Origin of the sequence: Idiomarina sp., assembly GCF_019431395.1 — a bacterium.
Lineage (GTDB): Bacteria > Pseudomonadota > Gammaproteobacteria > Enterobacterales > Alteromonadaceae > Idiomarina.
Window position 1 is genome coordinate 2,189,566 of record NZ_CP080268.1, and the last position, 17,885, is coordinate 2,207,450.

Below are 17,885 nucleotides of genomic sequence, written 5' to 3' on the forward strand. Positions count from 1 at the left end.
AGGCGGGCTTCCGCCTCTTTTTTATTGCCAGGCGCTACGCCCCACTAAAATTCCAACGAACAGGGCGCCCACAGACATAGCCCTGAATATAGTCAACTTTTTCGTTTAATAGTGCGGTACGTGTATCGTCATTTTCTACGCCGACAGCACTGACTTCTACACCCGCGGCTCTGGCTAAACGGATACACGACATAACCAGCTCTGCCTCGACCGCATCGAGCAACATATTCTGCACCCAAAAACGATTAATCTTTATCTGTGTCAGCGGCATTTGCCGTAACAGCCTAAACGAGTTAAACCCGGTACCGAACTGATCGATTACCGTAATACAGCCCAACTCGCGGAGTTGCTTAAATAATCGATAGGCTCGCTCAAAATTATCTGACACCACTGGCTCGGCAATTTCAAAGGCCAACTGCTCAGGCCGTAAGTTCGATTGCTCGATTTCTTGTGCGATAAAATTAATTAACTCATCATCTTCAAGGCTTTGAATAGAGAGATTAATGTGGCAGCGCCAAAGCCGTGTTGCAGCAAACGGATTTTCCGAAAAAGTGTCTACTACGTGGCGCAATAACCAGCGATCGGCTTTACCCATTATGCCTGCTTTCAATGCCGCAGTTAAAAATTGCTGTGGCGCTAATGCTTCATCAGGGTCAGTATTGTTCGATTCCGGCAACCGCAACAGTATCTCGAAACAATGTTTGTCATGGGCTCGATTGCCGCTAACCATAGGCTGCTGGAACAACAACCATTCTTCATTCACCAACGCCTGACGCAGTCGCTGCTCCCAGTTCCTTTCCACCTGACCTTGCAAGCGGCGCTGATCATCGTCTGTCGCGCTGTGCACGCTAAATTCGCCGCTTTGCTCTGCAAGCTTTAACGCATCCTCAACACGGTGTAAAAGACTACTGACATTAATTGTACTTGGCGTGGCAACAGCCACCCCTGCATGCGCACTCAATTGGAAAACACGGTGACTGGTGGTAAATCGAAACTCCCGGCACACCTGAACCAACTGGTAGCCCAAGGTAAAACCCGCTTGCTCGGTATCGTTTAAAAAGATACCGAGTTTATATTCATCAACACGAGCAACCCGAGTGCCGGACGGCAGTTTTTCACGCAAGCTTAATACTAGCTGTAACAGGGCCTGGTCACGCGTTGCAGGATCGCTTTGGTCCTTTACCACTTGTAGCCCGCCAATTTTTAACGTAATCAAAGCAAGTGGCTTTTGTCGCTCTATCTGGCGCTGTAACAGCCGATGAAATTCGCGTTCATTTAACAGCCCGGTTAACGCATCATGTTTTACTAAAAAGTTTAGATGCATCTCGGCTTCGACTTGCTGGGTTACTTCTAGAATCCGTCCGCGGCCATCGTTAAAAATTTCAATCTGTAGCCAAATGGTTTTTCCATCCAGTCGCTCTACCGAAGTTAAATGTTCCCAGCTCTCAGTTCGGTTTTTGTCATTCCAGGTTTTTGCCTGCTCGCCAAATAAGGTATCGACAGTTGACCAGTGCCTGCGTAAAACGTCGGCGTGGTTGATTCCCATAATCTTCAAAAACTGGCGGCTAACGCGGCGCCATTGTTGTTTTTCGTTTAACTCAAACCAGCCCTCATTGCTGCGCGTCAAAAAACGCCAGTAACCATCTCGGTAAAAGTTCTTCATTGCCTTCAGGCTATTGATGCGGCGTTCGAGTCGAGCCAGCGTTTTATCCAGTTGTGCCAATATTAGCGCCAGCACGTTGGCAGTTAATATGCTGTATAACACGATACCGGATAGCCCCTGCCAAATCGTATTAACACGAGGTAAAACTAATAGCCAGGCAATAAATGACAAGGGAATTAATAACAACACGAACCAACGGGTTATGCGATCAGTCGTTAATTTTACAGTCCTGGCGCAGATGAAGGTTGCAATGACTAACCACACCGACGCCTGGACCGAGAGCCACGCGTCACTGTGCAAAGCCGACCACCAGGGTTGTGCGACCAACACCAACAACTCAAACCCCAACAGGAAGTTAATGAGTGACAACCAGCGTGTTGTTTTTAAGTCGCGTTTTATGCCTTCACGAACCAGCCAAACCAGGGAAAGTAACAACCATTGCTTAGCATAAGGCACAAGGTAAGCAGCAACCTCGGGAGTGTATGGCGAAAAATAAGTTATCCAGATTCCACTATGCAGCAACATCACCAAGATAAACCCGGTGGTGGCAACCCCCAAGCTGATTTGCAGTAAGCGTCGAGAACCCCGGGCCAAGCTAAATGCAGCTACCGCCAGCAATAACAGTACGCCCGCGTTAACACCCAATGCCGTTTGCTTTTGTTGAGTATGCAACTGCAAAGCCTGAGGCGCCCACAGCGAGATGGTATTAAGTTGTTGCGGCCACTGCTTTGCTGCAATCACAATCCAGGCTGTCTGACTAGCCGGCAGATCAAGCGGCAACATAATTTGATCGTGAATATAGGCTCGGTTTAACAGCGGCTCATCAAAGCTGACAGACGCCGAATCCAGAATACGGCCCCGGCCATCCAGGACGTAAGCACTCGCATTTTCGATATACGCATCACCAAAGTCGATAATATAACGCTGTACCGACCGGCTCCGGTTGTAAACCCGTAATGCCCCCCATACAACTGGCTTATCCGCGCCGCTTTGATGCGAGCGCAGTGCATTAAAGTCTTGCCACCGTTCACGGTTGTCGAGCCCTAACCGCTTAATCGAAAAATTGTCGTGTGTTACCCGAAAGGTGAGCTGCTCATTAAGTTTTACCCGTTCGGTTTGTGCCGAAACGGTTAATACCGAGTCGCTTTGCGCATATGCACCACTGATAACGGCGTTTAGCGCTAACAGCATCAACAGCAGACTAACCCGCCCCATCATCCGAGATAACCCTTACAGCGCAGTTTCTCGACAACTTCAGCCGGACTACTTTCGAGTGGCTGTAGCCAGGCTGACTCACAAATTGCTGAGTAATTTAGCAACCAGTGCTGATGATTGATGGACAGGCGCCAGCAATATTGATCGGCGGCAACTTCTGTCTCGCGCACGCTCGCACCGATAGCGTTAACTATTTCGCTAGCCCAGTCGTCTAACTCCGCTTCATCGTTGGGCAGATGATTTAATACAATTGTAGTGTCAGCCATTGAATAACTGTCGCTCGCTTGCTCCGTTTAAAAATGCCTGTATTGCCGCAATAAAATCTGCGCCGTAGCGTTCCAGTTTAACTTGTCCGACACCTGTTATAGTCAACATATCGGCACTGGACGTTGGGTACTCAATACACATCTCGACTAAGCTGGCATCACTGAAAACCACGAATGGCGGGACTGAATCCCGGTCGGCAATATCCTTGCGAAGTTTTCTTAGTCGCCTAAACAATATCTTATTATAGTCACCACGGTCAGTAATGCTGTTGCGTGTTGCAGTCAGATTAATCCGCGGCTTCGCCAATTCAATGGTAACTTCACCTCTCAACACGGCTCGTGCCGCTTCGGTCAACTGTAATGCCGCAAAGCGTCGAATGTCCTGCACAATAAAACCACGATGAATCAGTTGTCGTAATACCGAAAACCAATATTCATGGGTTTCGTCCTTTCCGATCCCATAGGTGCTAAGTTGATCGTGCTTCAAGTCTAGCACTCGCTGGTTTTTAGAGCCCCTCAACACTTCGACAATGTGACCGATGCCAAATTGTTGCCCCACGCGGTAGACACAACTCAGGGCTTTTTGTGCGTCTTCCAGCGCGTCAAAGCGCTTCGGCGGATCAAGACATAAATCACAGTTACCACATTCTTTATCGGTGAATTCGTTAAAATAATTAAGTAACACCAACCGTCGGCAGGTTTGTGCCTCTGCCATGGCTTGCATTGCTGAAAATTTTTGTTTTTCTACCAACCGCCGATGTTCGTTATCCTGTTCGTCTATCATACGCTGAATCCATTGCGCATCCCGCGGGTCAAACAGCATGACGGCTTCGGCAGGCAAACCGTCGCGCCCCGCGCGTCCCGTTTCCTGATAATAGGACTCGATACTGCGAGGTATGTCAAAATGCACAACGTACCGAATGTTAGGTTTATTGATGCCCATACCAAACGCGATGGTCGCGACTACAACATCAATGTCATCGCGCAAAAACTGACGCAACGTAGATTCTTTCAGTTGATGCTCAAGTCGCGCATGATAAGGAGCTGCTTTTATCCCTGACTGCTGCAGGCTTTCTGCAATTTCCTCAGTTTTTTTGCGAGAGCCGCAATAAATGATACCTGCAGCACCTTTTTGCTTCTTTACGTAATCTTTTACTTGCTTTAACGGTTTGTACTTTTCTTGTACCACATAACGAATATTAGGGCGGTCGAAAGAACTACGATGGCAATGCGGGTTATGTAATTGCAGTCGCTCTAAAATATCGTGCTGTGTCGCGGCGTCAGCTGTTGCCGTTAACGCCATAAAAGGTACATTAGGCAGGTACTGCCTCAATTGGCCGAGCTGCCCATATTCCGGCCTGAAGTCATGACCCCATTGGCTTATGCAGTGAGCTTCGTCAATGGCAATAAAAGATAATGAATAGCCTTGCAAGCGTTCAATAAAGCTCGGTTGCAACGCTCGTTCCGGACTCACATAAAGAATTTTTATTTGTTGTTGCTGCAACTGCTGCAGGGTTTGCATACTGGCTTCCGAGCTTAACCCGGAGTGTAACGTCGCCGCCGGAATACCCATAGCCAACATGGCTTCGACTTGATCCTGCATCAGCGACAATAGCGGCGAAATAACGACGGTTAGGCCGTCGCTGCTTATCGCAGGTAACTGATAACACAGTGACTTACCGGCTCCCGTTGGCATCAGCACCAGCGAATCACGACCATGCAAAGCGGACATCATCACGTCCAGCTGACCCTCGCGGAAGCTGGAATAACCAAACACTTTTTGTAATTGTTGCTTAAGTTGCTTAACTACCGCTTGATCGTGCGGCGATTTTTCATCAACGTCGTAATTTTCTGCTACCATGAGCACCTTAAACCGGCGAGTATTGACTTGCGAAACCTCATGGCTCTATTGTAAGCGTCCTATTCTCTGATCACCATGATAAAAATGGATACACAATCAATACTGACAAAAGTTTCCGACTTTATGAACGACCGGGTGCCATTTCAACGCATGCTAGGCTTTGAAATAACCGAATTTACACCTGAACGGGGAGAGGTTCGGTTTAAATGGCGCGAAGATTTAATGGGCAACGTACCCCAACGCATACTACATGGTGGCGTAACATCCACCGCGCTGGACACAGCCGGTGGCTTAGTTGCCATCGCCGGCATGGTCGCACGGCTGGATAACCCATCCGAAGCACAGTTGATGGAGCGTCTGACTCGCTGTGGTACTATTGATCTTCGGGTTGATTACCTGCGCCCTGGGCGAGGCGACGAATTTATCGCAAGTGCCACTATTATACGTTCAGGTAACAAAGTCGCAGTGGCGCGTATGGAATTACATAATCAAGACGGCACCCACATTGCATTCGGCACCGGGACTTACCTCGTGGGGTGATATTTAAATTCGAAGTGTTTAAGGGATACTGATGACCGATGATGCTGTTCGGGCAAAGCAAGGAGTGCTATTCGCACTTGCCGCCTACACCTTCTGGGGGATTGCCCCGATATATTTTAAGTTGGTAAAGCAGGTTCCTGCCTTCGAAATTTTAGCCCATCGAATTATCTGGGCTTTCGTATTGGTGCTTATTCTTATCATCGCGATGCGACGTATGGATCGGATTTTACCCATTGTGCGCAGCCCCAAGCTTATTATCCGCCTGACTATCGCCACCTTTTTATTGGGCGGTAACTGGTTTTTATTCATTTGGGCGATAAATACTGACCACCTGTTAGATGCCAGTTTGGGGTATTATATTAATCCGCTGTTAAACGTCGCTATTGGTATGGCGTTTTTTGGCGAGAAAATGCGCCGACTACAACTAGTCGCTATTGCACTGGCAGTAACCGGGGTTGCTATTCAAGTGATTACCTTTGGCGCTGTCCCGTGGGTTGCCCTGGCTTTAGCATCGAGCTTTGCAACTTATGGTGCGATACGAAAACGTCTACCGGTAGACTCCATTAGTGGCTTATGGCTGGAGACCGCTATCCTGACGCCAATAATGCTAAGTTATCTGGTGTTTTTTGCAGACTCATCGGCCTCTGATCTTACTGCCAACGCCTGGCAGCTTAATGCGCTACTGGTAGCAGCCGGCCTGGTAACAACCATCCCATTATTATGCTTTACTGCGGCCGCACAACGCATTCGTTACTCAACCCTGGGCTTTTTCCAGTACATTGCTCCCAGCCTTATGTTTTTGCTAGCAGTATTAGCTTATGGAGAGCCGCTCGAGGAAAGCAAGCTGATAACCTTTGTTATCATTTGGAGTGCACTGGCACTGTACACGATCGATTCTGTTATACAGCGCCAGCGAAATCGTAGAACAATTGTTCAGGAGCCGCTAAGTTAACTCAGGCTGGCATCCAACGAAATATCGGCATTAAGAACCTTGCTAACCGGGCATCCGTCTTTTGCCTGGTTGGCAATTTTTTGGAACTCTTCACTGTCTATTCCGTCGATGTCGGCTTTAACCGTGAGTGCGATAGCGTCGATTTTGAAGCCGCCATCCGCTTCGACTAGTGATACCTCTGCTTTTGCGTCAATGCTATTGGGCTCGTATCCAGCCTCTCCCAGCATCAGCGAAAACGCCATGGCATAACAGCCTGCATGTGCCGCACCAATCAACTCCTCGGGGTTGGTGCCCTGGCCATCTTCAAAGCGGCTCTTAAACGAGTACTGCGTATCATCTAAAATCCCACTTTGAGTCGAGACAACACCTGAACCTTCTTTTATGCTGCCTTTCCATACTGCATTTGCACTGCGTTTCATAAACACCTCCATTGATCAGTGTGTCTATAGTTATAGTGCGGAATGGCAAATTCTGTTCAATTTGTATTTAGTTAAATTAACAAGGTTCCAGCCGGGCATAAGAAACTACCAGCCATTTACTACCAACTTGGTCAAAGTTAATTTGGATTCGGCTTTGGGGTCCCGTACCTTCATAATTAAGAACCGTTCCATCACCAAATTTAGGGTGTCTAACCCGCTGCCCCAGCTGATATCCGGTTTGCTCGAACGCTTCGTGACTCGCTGCATTATTAAATCGGCTATAGCTTGAAGGTTTTTGTACCTGAGTCTGTAAGCGCACTTCATGTAATGTATCGGCGGGTATCTCAGCAACAAAACGACTGACCTTATGAAAAAACTCTTGCCCGTATATTCTTCTTTGCTCAGCGTAAGTAAGCACTAGCTTTTGCATTGCCCGGGTCATACCAACGTAACACAAGCGGCGCTCTTCCTCTAAGCGTCCGGGCTCATCCATAGACTGTTGCGACGGGAATACACCTTCCTCTACCCCTGTCATAAATACTAATGGGAACTCAAGGCCTTTAGCACTATGCAGCGTCATCAACTGCACAGCATCCTGGTATTCATCCGCTTGTTCTTCGCCTGCCTCTAATGCGGCATGAGCGAGAAAAGCATTGAGCGGACTCATCTGTTCCTCGTTTTCATCCAGATTAAAGTTTTGGCAGGCGTTCACCAACTCCTTTAAGTTCTCGACGCGCGTTTCTGCTTTTTCGCCTTTTTCAGCTTCATACATGGCCAGCAGCCCTGAACGACGGATCACCTCATCGCTAAGCCGCCCGAGGGTAAATTCTTCTGTTTCGTTGTCTAAGTTTTCTACAAATTCAATAAACGCCGCAACAGCATTTCGTGCTCTTCCCGCCAACGACTTTTGCGATACCATCGCATTAGCTGCTTGCCATAATGACTGCTGATTTTCGCGCGCTGTTTGCCGCACCATATCGAGAGTGCGATTGCCTATCCCTCGAGTTGGGGTATTTATAACACGCTCCAACGCAGCATCGTCATCACGATTGGCTAATATTCTTAAGTAGGCCAATGCATCTTTAATCTCCTGACGCTCGAAGAAACGTAGTCCACCGTAAATACGGTAGGGCATTCGCGCATGCAGTAACGCTTCCTCAAGCACCCGCGACTGCGCATTGCTGCGATAAAGCAGTGCCACATCCTGTAATGCATTGCCTTGATCACGCCACTCTTCGATACGACCAACAATATAACGCGCCTCATCCATCTCGTTGAATGCGGCGTACAAGCTGACCGGTTCACCATCGTTGCCATCAGTCCATAAATCCTTACCCAGCCGCTCAGCATTATTAGCAATAACGGCATTCGCTGCACGTAGAATAGTCCCGGTAGAGCGGTAATTCTGCTCTAAACGAATGGTCGTGACCGCGGGGTAGTCATCCATGAACTGTTGAATGTTTTCCACTCGTGCACCGCGCCAACCATAAATAGACTGGTCATCATCACCAACTATGGTGACGTAATTCTGCGCCCCCGATAACAACCGGATCCACGCATACTGAATCGAGTTGGTATCCTGAAACTCGTCCACCAGAATATGACGAAACCGGCGTTGATAGTGCTCCCGAACTGACGTGTTATTACGAAGTAATTCATGTGCACGCAGTAGTAATTCAGCAAAATCAACTAATCCCGCGCGATCACAACTTTCCTGATAGGCTTCGTAAATTGATTTTAAGGTTTGCTCATTAGGGTCATAGGTTTCTATATGATGAGCACGCAAACCTTCATCTTTTTTACCATTGATATACCACTGCGCCTGCTTTGCAGGCCAACGCTTATCATCTAAGTTCATTGATTTGATCAACCGCTTAATCAAGCGCTGTTGATCATCACTGTCGAGTATTTGGAAGTTTTGCGGTAAGCCAACATCCATATAATGCGCCCGCAGCAGGCGGTGGGCTAAACCGTGAAAGGTACCAATCCACATGTTCCGTACTGAGCTGCCCAGCAACTGCTCCACGCGGCCGCGCATTTCGGATGCGGCCTTATTAGTAAATGTCACGGCAAGAATGCTAAAGGGCGAGTAGTGGCACTGTTGAATCAACCACGCTATTCGATGCACTAATACGCGAGTTTTACCACTCCCGGCACCAGCTAACACCAACATATGGCCATCTTCGGCACTGACCGCCTGACGTTGCTTATCGTTAAGTCCTGCAATCAATGGGTGGCTATCGCTCATGTTGGCTCCTTGCGGGTAACTACTGATTATATTCGTTGCAAGTGTAATCGTCAGATACTGTATGTGCAACCAGTGTTTAAGCTAGCTCACAGAGGTTGCATAGTTGGCTGAGATCATCAAAGCTGAAACTCGGTACAACAGTGAGCTGATGTGACCCGCCAAGCCCGCCGGTAAACCACCCACTGTGGCAGCCCGCTCGATGAGCCCCGAGAATATCAGAAATAGGATGATCACCTATGTGAAGCATTTGCGCGGGTGAAATTTGGTAGTAATTTAACGCCTTGCTAAACATGTCCGGATAGGGCTTACCTTTTAATTCAGCTTCGGGCTGAATAACAATATCAAAGTAATTAGCAATACCAATACGTTGACAATTAACGTTGCCATTACTAATCGCACAAAGCTTAAAATGTTGCTTTAGCTCAGTCAGAACTGAATGCGCCGCGTCGGGCACCCGGAAATTACTACGGTGATGATGGAATTGCTCCATCACTTTTTCGGCAGCTCTATCAGCACCTTCGACCCCGGCTTCTGAAAAACCTTGTTGTAACGTTGCTAAACGTAACGCCGTCATATCGGATGACAGGCGCGCATCAGCTTGCATCAGCTCAAACCGTCGCTGTCGCCAGTGCTCGAGATCCCAGTCACGAGTTTGTGGATAGTTCAGCGCTATATAATCTTGCACGTTAGTTTCAGCTTCACGCATTATAGGAACATTATCGTACAATGTATCGTCAAGATCGAAGCTAATAACTTTAACGCCTGCGATTCGGCGATGAAACTTCAGTGTCATTTTTTTACCGTTCGATTTGCCCTTGGGTGTGCACTGTCGTACACCTCAGCTAAGCGTTTAAAATCAAGATGCGTATATATTTGAGTGGTCGACAGATTAGCATGGCCCAGTAATTCCTGCACAGCACGCAAGTCTCCGCTGGCCTCGAGCATATGAGAGGCAAAGGAGTGGCGCAATTTATGCGGGTGAAGATCGCCAATAATACCTTGCTGCTGCCCCCAAAAATTTAGTCGCTGCTGCACGGTACGCGGGCTTATTCTCGATAATCGTTTGCTAATAAAAAGTGCCAGCTCGGGTTTAGCTCCCAGCCAGTTGGCACGAACTTTTAGCCATTCCTTTATCGCGCCAATAGCATGACGTCCGACAGGTACAATTCGCGTTTTACTTCCTTTTCCGACGACGCGTAATTGACCAATGCGCAGATCAATTGAGTCTCGATCCAAGCTCACCAGTTCAGCCAAGCGTAAGCCACTCGAATAGAGTAGTTCCATAATCGCAGCATCTCGGATTGCCAGCTCATCTGATTTGGGTAAGTCAAGTAAGTGAGAGATGCTGTCAACATCGAGGTTTTTAGGCAGTCTTTTAGGTATTTTCGGCGCTTTTACATTAAGTGCCGGGTTGTCCTGTAAGGCGCCGGAATGCAGTAAAAAATCACAGAAAGTGCGCCAGGCAGATAATTTCAGAGCAATGCTTCTCTCTCCAAGACCCTCACGACGCCAGTTAACCAAACAGCGCTCTAATAGCGCTGTTGTCAGTTGTTGTGGCTTACTAACGCCCTGATCTGCAAGATAGGTAATATCGAGTAAAATGAGCCGCTGATAACTCTTTAAGGTAAGCTCAGCCAGACCGCGTTCACCACGCAAGTGATCAAGCCAGCAACTTTGCCATTCAACCAGCGTCATCATTAGCTAATAGCGTAGGCAACAACGCGGTTAATAGTGCTTGCAACTGATTTATCAGCAGCTTGTCCATCGCTGGTTCAAAGTGACCGGGTTTCGAGCTTCCAACGGCCAGCATCCCAATTTCTCCACTATCACCTAACAGTAACAGCGCGACAGAAGCGACGCTTTCGTCTTCAAACAATAAATTATGTTCTTGCTCAGTCAGTCGACCTAAATAAATAGGCCCCTCGCTAAAGCGTTTACTTAACAGTTGCTTGTGAGTTTCTGATGTAAAACGGTATTGCTCAGTCAGCTCATTGGTATTATTGAAGAACTTTAACGACAACGCCGGCATTTTTAATTGTTGTTCAAATGTCACCTGCAGTTCGTCAAGCACTTGCTCAACACTCTTGCAGCGCAATAACTTAACGTAGAGCTCGCTGTAGGCGTTAAAAATTTCCTCATTACGCCTGGCGTTAACTAATAACTCGGTAATTTCTTCTTGTAATGCTTTGACCTGATCACGTAGTTTCTGCTGCTGTCTCTCTACCAGCGACACTGCGCCTTTTTCCTCATGGCGAAACTGCAACTGAGCGAGCAAATCATCATTACGGATAAAGAAATCCGGATTCTCGGTCAAATATTCGCGAATTAACGTGTCATCAATCCGTTGCCCGTCAAGGTTATCCAATTCTGTACTCATAACACCATTTGTCCATCAAAAATAAGTTCTGCAGGGCCTGTCATTTTCACCGGTTGCCCTTGTTGCCACCGGATAGTCAATGGTCCGCCGGGTAACTCCACTTTTACCTGCCCATTGAGTTTTTCTTGCTGCATTCCAATCACAGCAGCAGCGCAGGCACCGCTGCCGCAAGCCTGGGTTTCGCCGACACCACGCTCAAACACCCGTAATTTTACGTGGTCGCGGTTAATCACTTGCATAAAACCCACGTTGACGCCTTCTGGGAAGCGTTCGTGTTGGCCTATAATAGAACCCAATCGTTCAACAGGCGCGCTATCCACTTCATCTACAATGATAACGCAATGGGGATTGCCCAGGCCGAGCACGCCACACAAAACAGTTTCTTCGTTAGCTCTCAAAACATAGGTTTGCTCAACTTTTTGTGCTTTAAAAGGCACACTGGCCGGCTCAAATTGAGGGGCGCCCATTTCGACGGTAACTTGACCGTCTTTTTCCATGTGAAGAACAAGTTTACCCGCTTTAGTGCTCACTTTTAGGTGATTTTTATTGGTCAAACCTTTTAAGCGAACGAATTTAGCAAAGCAGCGGGCACCATTACCGCACTGCGAAACCTCGCTGCCATCAGCGTTAAAAATTCGGTAATGAAAGTCCAGGTCGGGGTCGTAAGGCGGTTCGACTAATAGCAATTGATCAAAGCCGATACCCGTGTGCCGATTGGCCCACTGTCTGATTTGTTCAGGGTTAACGTAAAGATTCTGCGTTACGTTATCGACCACGACAAAGTCGTTACCCAGGCCGTGCATTTTAGAGAACTGCAATAACATCTGCCGTCTACGTCCTTTTTAGTAATCTTTCGCCGCGGACCATGTCATCGAAGGTTTCGCGCTCTCTGATAATATAACTCGAGCCTTGATCAATTAATACTTCCGCTGGTTTTGCGCGTGTATTGTAGTTAGAACTCATGGTAAAACCATAAGCGCCGGCATGTTTAACAGCCAGTAAATCTCCTGATTTAACCGTCAAATGTCGTGCATGCCCCAGAAAACAACCGGTTTCACATACGGGACCAACCACATCAACCAATTGGTCTCGTGCGTTCTGGGTTTCTTGTACTGCAACGATATCATGCCAGGCTTGGTATAACGATGGTCGCAATAAGTCGTTCATACCCGCATCAATTAAGGCAAATCGTTTGTCATCCGTTGCTTTTATGTACTCGACCCGGGTTATTAAAATACCTGCGTCAGCGACAATTGCACGCCCCGGCTCCAACATTAGTGTCAGTTCAGGGTAATTGTTTGCTAATTCGAGTACACCCTTTAAATAATTTTCCAGATCAAGCCGATCTGTTTCTTCGTAACTGATTCCAAAACCACCGCCAAGGTCAAGGTGTGACAGCTTAATCCCCTCAGAAGCAAGTTCTTCCACCAACTTGAACATTCTCTTCGCTGCATCAAGAAATGGCTCGGAGCTCATGATTTGAGAACCAATATGGCAATCAGCGCCCAACAGATTAATGTTCGGTAGCGCTGCCGCACGTTTAAATATCGGCATCGCATCAGCCATAGCAATACCAAATTTATTCGCCTTCATTCCGGTCGCAATGTAGGGGTGTGTTTTGGCGTCAACATCAGGGTTAACGCGCAATGACACAGGAGCGCTTTGTGACAGCTCTGCAGCAACCTGCTGGATACGTTCTAATTCCGCCGCCGATTCCACATTGATGCAGCCGATGCCCTGCTGTAAAGCAAATCTTAGTTCGTCTTCTGATTTAGCTACGCCCGAAAATACAACGCTCGCAGGATCACCTCCCGCTTTTAAAACACGCTTTAACTCACCAGCCGAGACAATATCAAAACCCGCGCCCTGTTCAGCTAGTAACTGCAGGATCGCTAAGTTGCTATTAGCTTTTACTGCGTAGCAAAGCCTATGTGGTTTTGGCCAATGCTGTTTAAATAATTGCCAGTTTTTAATTATCTGGCTTTTTGAGTAAACGTATAACGGAGTTCCGTACTGCTCTGCCAACTGACTCGCAGGCACTTGCTCTACGTGTAGCTGACCCTGTTTAAAGTCAATATAGTTCATTCGCTTCTTGCACCTGCCACCGGCTCAGTCTGTGGCTGCTCTGTTGGTTGATTCTGTTCAGGCATAGGTTGCGGCTGTAACGGACCTTTTTGCCCGCATCCGGCAACTACAAATAGCAACATACATGTTAAAATGGCGCGCATTGAATTGATTACAATTTGTTTAATCATCGCTAAACTACTAATCATGTTTAAATACAAGTAGTGCGTATCATCGCACTGCACGTAACAAAAGTCATTATGCTGTAGGGGAAGGATATGAGTAAAACTGTCAGAATTGCGACACGGAAAAGTAAGTTAGCCATGTGGCAGGCTGAACATATACAAGCTCGCCTACAGCAGCTCTATCCGGAGTTAACGATAGAGCTTGTACCGATGTCGACTCGCGGCGACGTTATTCTGGACACCCCACTTGCAAAAATTGGTGGCAAAGGTCTTTTTGTAAAAGAACTTGAAGCAGCAATGCTAGACGGCCGTGCCGACTTGGCTGTGCACTCGATGAAAGACTTACCGGTCGAGTTCCCGCCAGGACTCGAATTACATACCATCTGCGAGGGCGAGGATCCACGCGACGCATTTGTTTCTAACAACTACAAAAACCTTAACGAACTGCCTCATGGCGCTGTTGTAGGAACCTGTAGCTTGCGCCGTCGTTGTCAGGTAAAAGAAGCGTTTCCCCATCTACAAATTCACGACTTACGGGGTAATGTTCAAACGCGCCTCAGAAAGCTCGACGAGGGGCAATTCGACGCAATTATTTTGGCGGCATCAGGATTAATCCGCTTAGAACTAGGCGAGCGCATCACCTCGTTTATTCCGGTAGAACAGTCATTACCTGCCAACGGGCAAGGCGCTCTTGGTATCGAAGTTAGAAGCGATGATGAGCAAACCAAAGCGCTACTTGAGCCGTTACAGTGTCAGCAAACGCGGTTCCGGGTAACTGCCGAGCGAGCGATGAATCGACGCCTACAGGGTGGGTGTCAGGTGCCTATTGGTGCGTTCGCTGAGTTAGACGGAGAGTCCTTGTTTTTACGCGGCCTCGTCGGTGATCCCGAAGGCGTTAACGTTATCCGCGATGAGGTAAGAGGGTCTGTGCATGATGCCGAGGCGCTCGGCATACAACTTGCCGAAAAATTGCTCGCACAAGGTGCCGGCGAGATTCTAGACGCAGTCTATCGGCAAGCGGATGAATAAATTATTACTAATTCAGCCGCCACGAAGCCGTGAAAAACTAACTGCTGCGCTTGAATTAGCAGGGGTATCTTACACGCAACATAGCTTTATTCAGATAACAGAGGTGGCGTCGTCAATAACTGACCTGACAACGGCTGATGCAATAATTTGGGTAAGCAAAAATGCCGTCATGTTTGCCAAAGCTCAGCGGTTACAATTGCCTGATAAGGTTGCGATGTATGCTGTTGGACCGTCCACTGCTCGTTTAGCGTCCAAACAATTTAATAAACCCTGTGAATGCCCGACCTTTGTTCATTCCTCAGAAGCATTACTTAAACTGCCTGAATTACAACAGCTAACTAATCAACAATGGTTTATCGTAAAAGGGATTGGCGGCAGGACTTTATTGCCTGACACCCTCACGGCAAGAGGCGCTAACATCACCGACGTGATGGTTTACCAACGCACCAAAAAGCCTTTAAAAGACACAGCGATTGTGCAAGATTGGAAACAGCACATTGATACCATAGCGATAAGTAGTGCTGAACAGCTCGCATTTTTTATATCCGAACTGGATCATAATGCGCTGGCTTGGCTCGAACGATGTCACTGGATTGTACCCAGTGAACGACTTGCGGCTCTTCTGCCTTTCTGTAAAGCAGATAATATAACAATTACGCAAAGTGCATCTGAAAACGCTATGATTAATGCATTGATTAACAATGGAAGTAATTATGACTAACGATAATAAAACCCCGGAAACGAAAACCCCGGAAGCCGAAGAGTCGGTTAATGAGTCAAACGCTGATGACGGGCAGAAAACGAAACCAAAGCCTAAAAAAGGCAGTTCATTAAAGCGTATTTTTTGGTATCTGGTACTGGTCATAATTATTGCTACAGTCGCGTGGATTATTGTTGAAAAACCTTACCAACAACTCGACCTGGACTTATCTCAATTTAGTCAGGTCAAAACAGAGCCTCAAGTCGATAGCAAAACAGTCTCTGAAACCGATAATGCGATTAATGCATTAGAGCAAAATGTTAATGCGTTACGACAGCAGCTTGAGCAACTTAGTACCGATGTGGAGTCAAATGATGACTCGCAACTGGCTACTAAGTTTGAGCGTAAAATAAACCAGCTGGAAACGGAACTGAGCGAGCAGCGCAGAGAACTGAACCAGCTAACGCGCCAGTTGCCGCAACAACAAGCGCAGCAAATAACTCAATGGCGTTTGTTTGAAGCCAAACAAACCGTAAGTTCTGCGGCACGTTTACTATGGGGCAGTGAAGATTATGCTGCGGCATTAAAGCTACTGCAAATCGCTGATACGCAACTTGCCGGTATTGAAACGGGTAGTGCAATGCAGATTCGTCGCTTACTGGCAGCTGATATTGCACGTGTCGAAAATGTTGTAAATAATCAAAGTGACCAGCTTGCCCTGTCTCTATCCGGATTGCATCAACGAATTGCTGACTTACCCAACCGCGTCGAAGATCGTCAACTAACCAATCAAAACCAAGCCGGGCAGGTATCATCTGATGCCAGTGACTGGCGTAATAATTTACGCGCTAATTGGGACGACTTCCTTAATACGTTTATTCGTATTCAGCCATCGACAACAGATGCAGAACCGTTGTTAACGGCTACACAGCGCGATGCCATGACCATGCGTTTGGACTTATTATTAACCATGGCCCAGAACGCAGCCATCAAAAACAATAGCACGTTATGGCGAAGATACATTGATAACGCTATTCCACTAATATCAGAGTTGAAAGGCGAAACTGAGGCTACCAAGGACGTAATTTCCCGGTTAAGAGATTTACGTAATGGTCAAGTTGGCGCCGCGCAAGTGACAACTCTTGAGTCACTAGATGCACTGAGCCAAACAGTTAGCCAGGGGGGCCTGCAATGAAGTGGCTAATTGTTGTCTTTATACTACTTGTTGCAGGCGCAATTCTCGGGCCTGTTTCGTCAGGTAATGCAGGCTATGTGCTGCTCCAGTTCGCGGGCTGGTCGGTAGAGACCTCGGTTATTGCACTGTTTATTATTACGGTAACAACGGTTGTTGTCGTCAGCTTAGTTGTTAGTTTAATCCGTTTTGTTTTAAGACGTGGAAAAAGCGGTGGTCGCTGGTTTGGCAAACGTCGAAATGCTAAAGCAAGCCGGGCGTTTAAAGAAGGTCAATTAGCACTGCTGGATCTCAATTACTTAACTGCCTTGCAATGTTTTGAGAAAGCCTACAAACGCAACAAAGAACCAGCCTTTGCTGCCCTGGCTAGTTATTCAGCGCAACAACAGGGGGAACTGGGTAAAGCGGAGTTTTGGCGCTCACAAGCAGGTAAAGAATTCGAACAAGCCGATCAGGCCTTAACATTAAAATACATCGACTCGATCAAAACAAGTCACCCGACTAAGGCGCTGAGTTTATTGGAAGCTGTATTAAACCAGAAGCCGAGCAGTGCGTATCCGTGGTTGCTGGCTATTGATTTGTTTAAAGCCAATGAGCTGTGGCAACGCCTGATTGATGTATTACCGGCACTAAAGTCCAACACTGAGCTTTCCGATACCGCAATCAATGAGATTAAATTTGAGGCTTTTCGGCGACAGTTCCTTGCTGAACGGAAAGTCAGTGCTGACGCGCTATACAATTATTGGCGGGCTCTGGATAAATCGAGTCGAGCAGATTCTACGATACGTTTAGCTTATGCAGCTGCATTAAAACAAGTTGGAGACAAGCAAGCTTGTGCAAAAGTAATTTATAAAGGACTTAAACGGGGAGATGTATCCATTGAAGAAGCCACTAACTCTGATGTTTTGTGTGCGAATTACCCGAAACTCGTTGAGTTTGTGCAAGAAGCATTAAAGCGTAACGCGCAACATAGTGGCTATATCCGTGCGCTCGCTATGCTTGCCTATGATAGTAAAGACTATTCTCTGGCTCAACGTGCGCTTAAAAAGCTCGTTGATAAAGATGCAACCGCGTCAGACTATCAGTTGCTGGGGGACATTTACCAATCTCTGGGTGATAGTCAACTGGCTGCCAATGCCTATAAGAAGGCTTTGGCAGCAGTTTAAACCGAGTT

Annotated in this window: 17 protein-coding genes; 6 read left to right on the top strand and 11 right to left on the bottom strand. The window is 47.3% G+C overall.

The features are described 5' to 3' along the window. Positions 1–34: 34 nt before the first annotated feature. Genes KZ771_RS10585 through recQ form a run of 3 tightly spaced genes read right to left on the bottom strand, consistent with a single transcriptional unit; the run spans position 35 to position 5,005 of the window. Entirely contained in the window at positions 35–2,881 is a 2,847-nt protein-coding gene (locus KZ771_RS10585) for an EAL domain-containing protein (protein ID WP_290569661.1), read from the bottom strand. Beyond that, positions 2,878–3,144: a DUF3630 family protein gene (locus KZ771_RS10590; protein ID WP_290569659.1), complete on the bottom strand. Its 267-nt coding sequence runs from the start codon at positions 3,142–3,144 to the stop codon at positions 2,878–2,880. Before KZ771_RS10590 ends, KZ771_RS10585 begins: the two co-directional genes overlap by 4 nt. Continuing rightward, the gene (gene recQ, locus KZ771_RS10595; RefSeq protein WP_133540633.1) at positions 3,137–5,005 is read right to left on the bottom strand and encodes a DNA helicase RecQ; all 1,869 of its coding nucleotides are present in this window, start codon (positions 5,003–5,005) and stop codon (positions 3,137–3,139) included. Before recQ ends, KZ771_RS10590 begins: the two co-directional genes overlap by 8 nt. 84 nt (positions 5,006–5,089) lie before the next feature. Between recQ and KZ771_RS10600 the strand changes: the two genes are divergently transcribed. Both KZ771_RS10600 and rarD read left to right on the top strand, forming a co-directional pair. Continuing rightward, positions 5,090–5,545 carry a thioesterase family protein gene (locus KZ771_RS10600; protein ID WP_208107644.1) on the top strand — a complete coding sequence of 152 codons (456 nt, stop codon included), beginning with the start codon at positions 5,090–5,092 and terminating at the stop codon, positions 5,543–5,545. 31 nt (positions 5,546–5,576) lie between these two features. Further along, positions 5,577–6,497 carry an EamA family transporter RarD gene (rarD, locus tag KZ771_RS10605; protein ID WP_133540635.1) on the top strand — a complete coding sequence of 307 codons (921 nt, stop codon included), beginning with the start codon at positions 5,577–5,579 and terminating at the stop codon, positions 6,495–6,497. Here rarD and KZ771_RS10610 read toward each other — a convergent pair. From KZ771_RS10610 to KZ771_RS10645, 8 genes are all read right to left on the bottom strand, one after another. Further along, positions 6,494–6,922 (bottom strand): OsmC family protein, encoded by a 429-nt coding sequence (locus KZ771_RS10610; RefSeq protein WP_347813160.1) that lies wholly within the window; start codon positions 6,920–6,922, stop codon positions 6,494–6,496. The genes rarD and KZ771_RS10610 overlap by 4 nt on opposite strands. Before the next feature lie 70 nt (positions 6,923–6,992). Next, positions 6,993–9,164, bottom strand: a complete 2,172-nt coding sequence (gene uvrD / locus KZ771_RS10615) for a DNA helicase II (RefSeq protein WP_133540637.1) — start codon at positions 9,162–9,164, stop codon at positions 6,993–6,995. Positions 9,165–9,240: 76 nt separating this feature from the next. Next, entirely contained in the window at positions 9,241–9,957 is a 717-nt protein-coding gene (locus tag KZ771_RS10620; protein ID WP_290653399.1) for an HAD-IA family hydrolase, read from the bottom strand. Beyond that, positions 9,954–10,859: a tyrosine recombinase XerC gene (locus KZ771_RS10625; protein WP_133540650.1), complete on the bottom strand. Its 906-nt coding sequence runs from the start codon at positions 10,857–10,859 to the stop codon at positions 9,954–9,956. Before KZ771_RS10625 ends, KZ771_RS10620 begins: the two co-directional genes overlap by 4 nt. Next, positions 10,846–11,541 carry a DUF484 family protein gene (locus tag KZ771_RS10630; RefSeq protein ID WP_133540638.1) on the bottom strand — a complete coding sequence of 232 codons (696 nt, stop codon included), beginning with the start codon at positions 11,539–11,541 and terminating at the stop codon, positions 10,846–10,848. The genes KZ771_RS10625 and KZ771_RS10630 overlap by 14 nt, the downstream gene beginning before the upstream one ends. Further along, positions 11,538–12,365, bottom strand: a complete 828-nt coding sequence (dapF, locus tag KZ771_RS10635; protein ID WP_133540639.1) for a diaminopimelate epimerase — start codon at positions 12,363–12,365, stop codon at positions 11,538–11,540. Before dapF ends, KZ771_RS10630 begins: the two co-directional genes overlap by 4 nt. A gap of 7 nt (positions 12,366–12,372) precedes the next feature. Next, entirely contained in the window at positions 12,373–13,626 is a 1,254-nt protein-coding gene (lysA, locus tag KZ771_RS10640; protein WP_290569645.1) for a diaminopimelate decarboxylase, read from the bottom strand. After that, positions 13,623–13,814 (bottom strand): lipoprotein, encoded by a 192-nt coding sequence (locus KZ771_RS10645; protein WP_365996481.1) that lies wholly within the window; start codon positions 13,812–13,814, stop codon positions 13,623–13,625. The genes lysA and KZ771_RS10645 overlap by 4 nt, the downstream gene beginning before the upstream one ends. Positions 13,815–13,883: 69 nt before the next feature. On the opposite strand from KZ771_RS10645, the gene hemC reads away from it, so the two are divergent. Genes hemC through KZ771_RS10665 form a run of 4 tightly spaced genes read left to right on the top strand, consistent with a single transcriptional unit; the run spans position 13,884 to position 17,877 of the window. Continuing rightward, a complete protein-coding gene (gene hemC, locus KZ771_RS10650) occupies positions 13,884–14,819 on the top strand; it encodes a hydroxymethylbilane synthase (RefSeq protein WP_290653401.1) in 936 nt (311 codons plus the stop codon). Beyond that, the gene (locus KZ771_RS10655) at positions 14,812–15,540 is read left to right on the top strand and encodes a uroporphyrinogen-III synthase (RefSeq protein ID WP_290653403.1); all 729 of its coding nucleotides are present in this window, start codon (positions 14,812–14,814) and stop codon (positions 15,538–15,540) included. Before hemC ends, KZ771_RS10655 begins: the two co-directional genes overlap by 8 nt. Beyond that, positions 15,533–16,714, top strand: coding sequence for a uroporphyrinogen-III C-methyltransferase (locus KZ771_RS10660; RefSeq protein WP_290653405.1), 1,182 nt, complete (start codon positions 15,533–15,535; stop codon positions 16,712–16,714). The genes KZ771_RS10655 and KZ771_RS10660 overlap by 8 nt, the downstream gene beginning before the upstream one ends. Then, the gene (locus KZ771_RS10665) at positions 16,711–17,877 is read left to right on the top strand and encodes a heme biosynthesis HemY N-terminal domain-containing protein (RefSeq protein ID WP_290653407.1); all 1,167 of its coding nucleotides are present in this window, start codon (positions 16,711–16,713) and stop codon (positions 17,875–17,877) included. The genes KZ771_RS10660 and KZ771_RS10665 overlap by 4 nt, the downstream gene beginning before the upstream one ends. The last annotated feature ends 8 nt before the right edge of the window (positions 17,878–17,885 follow it).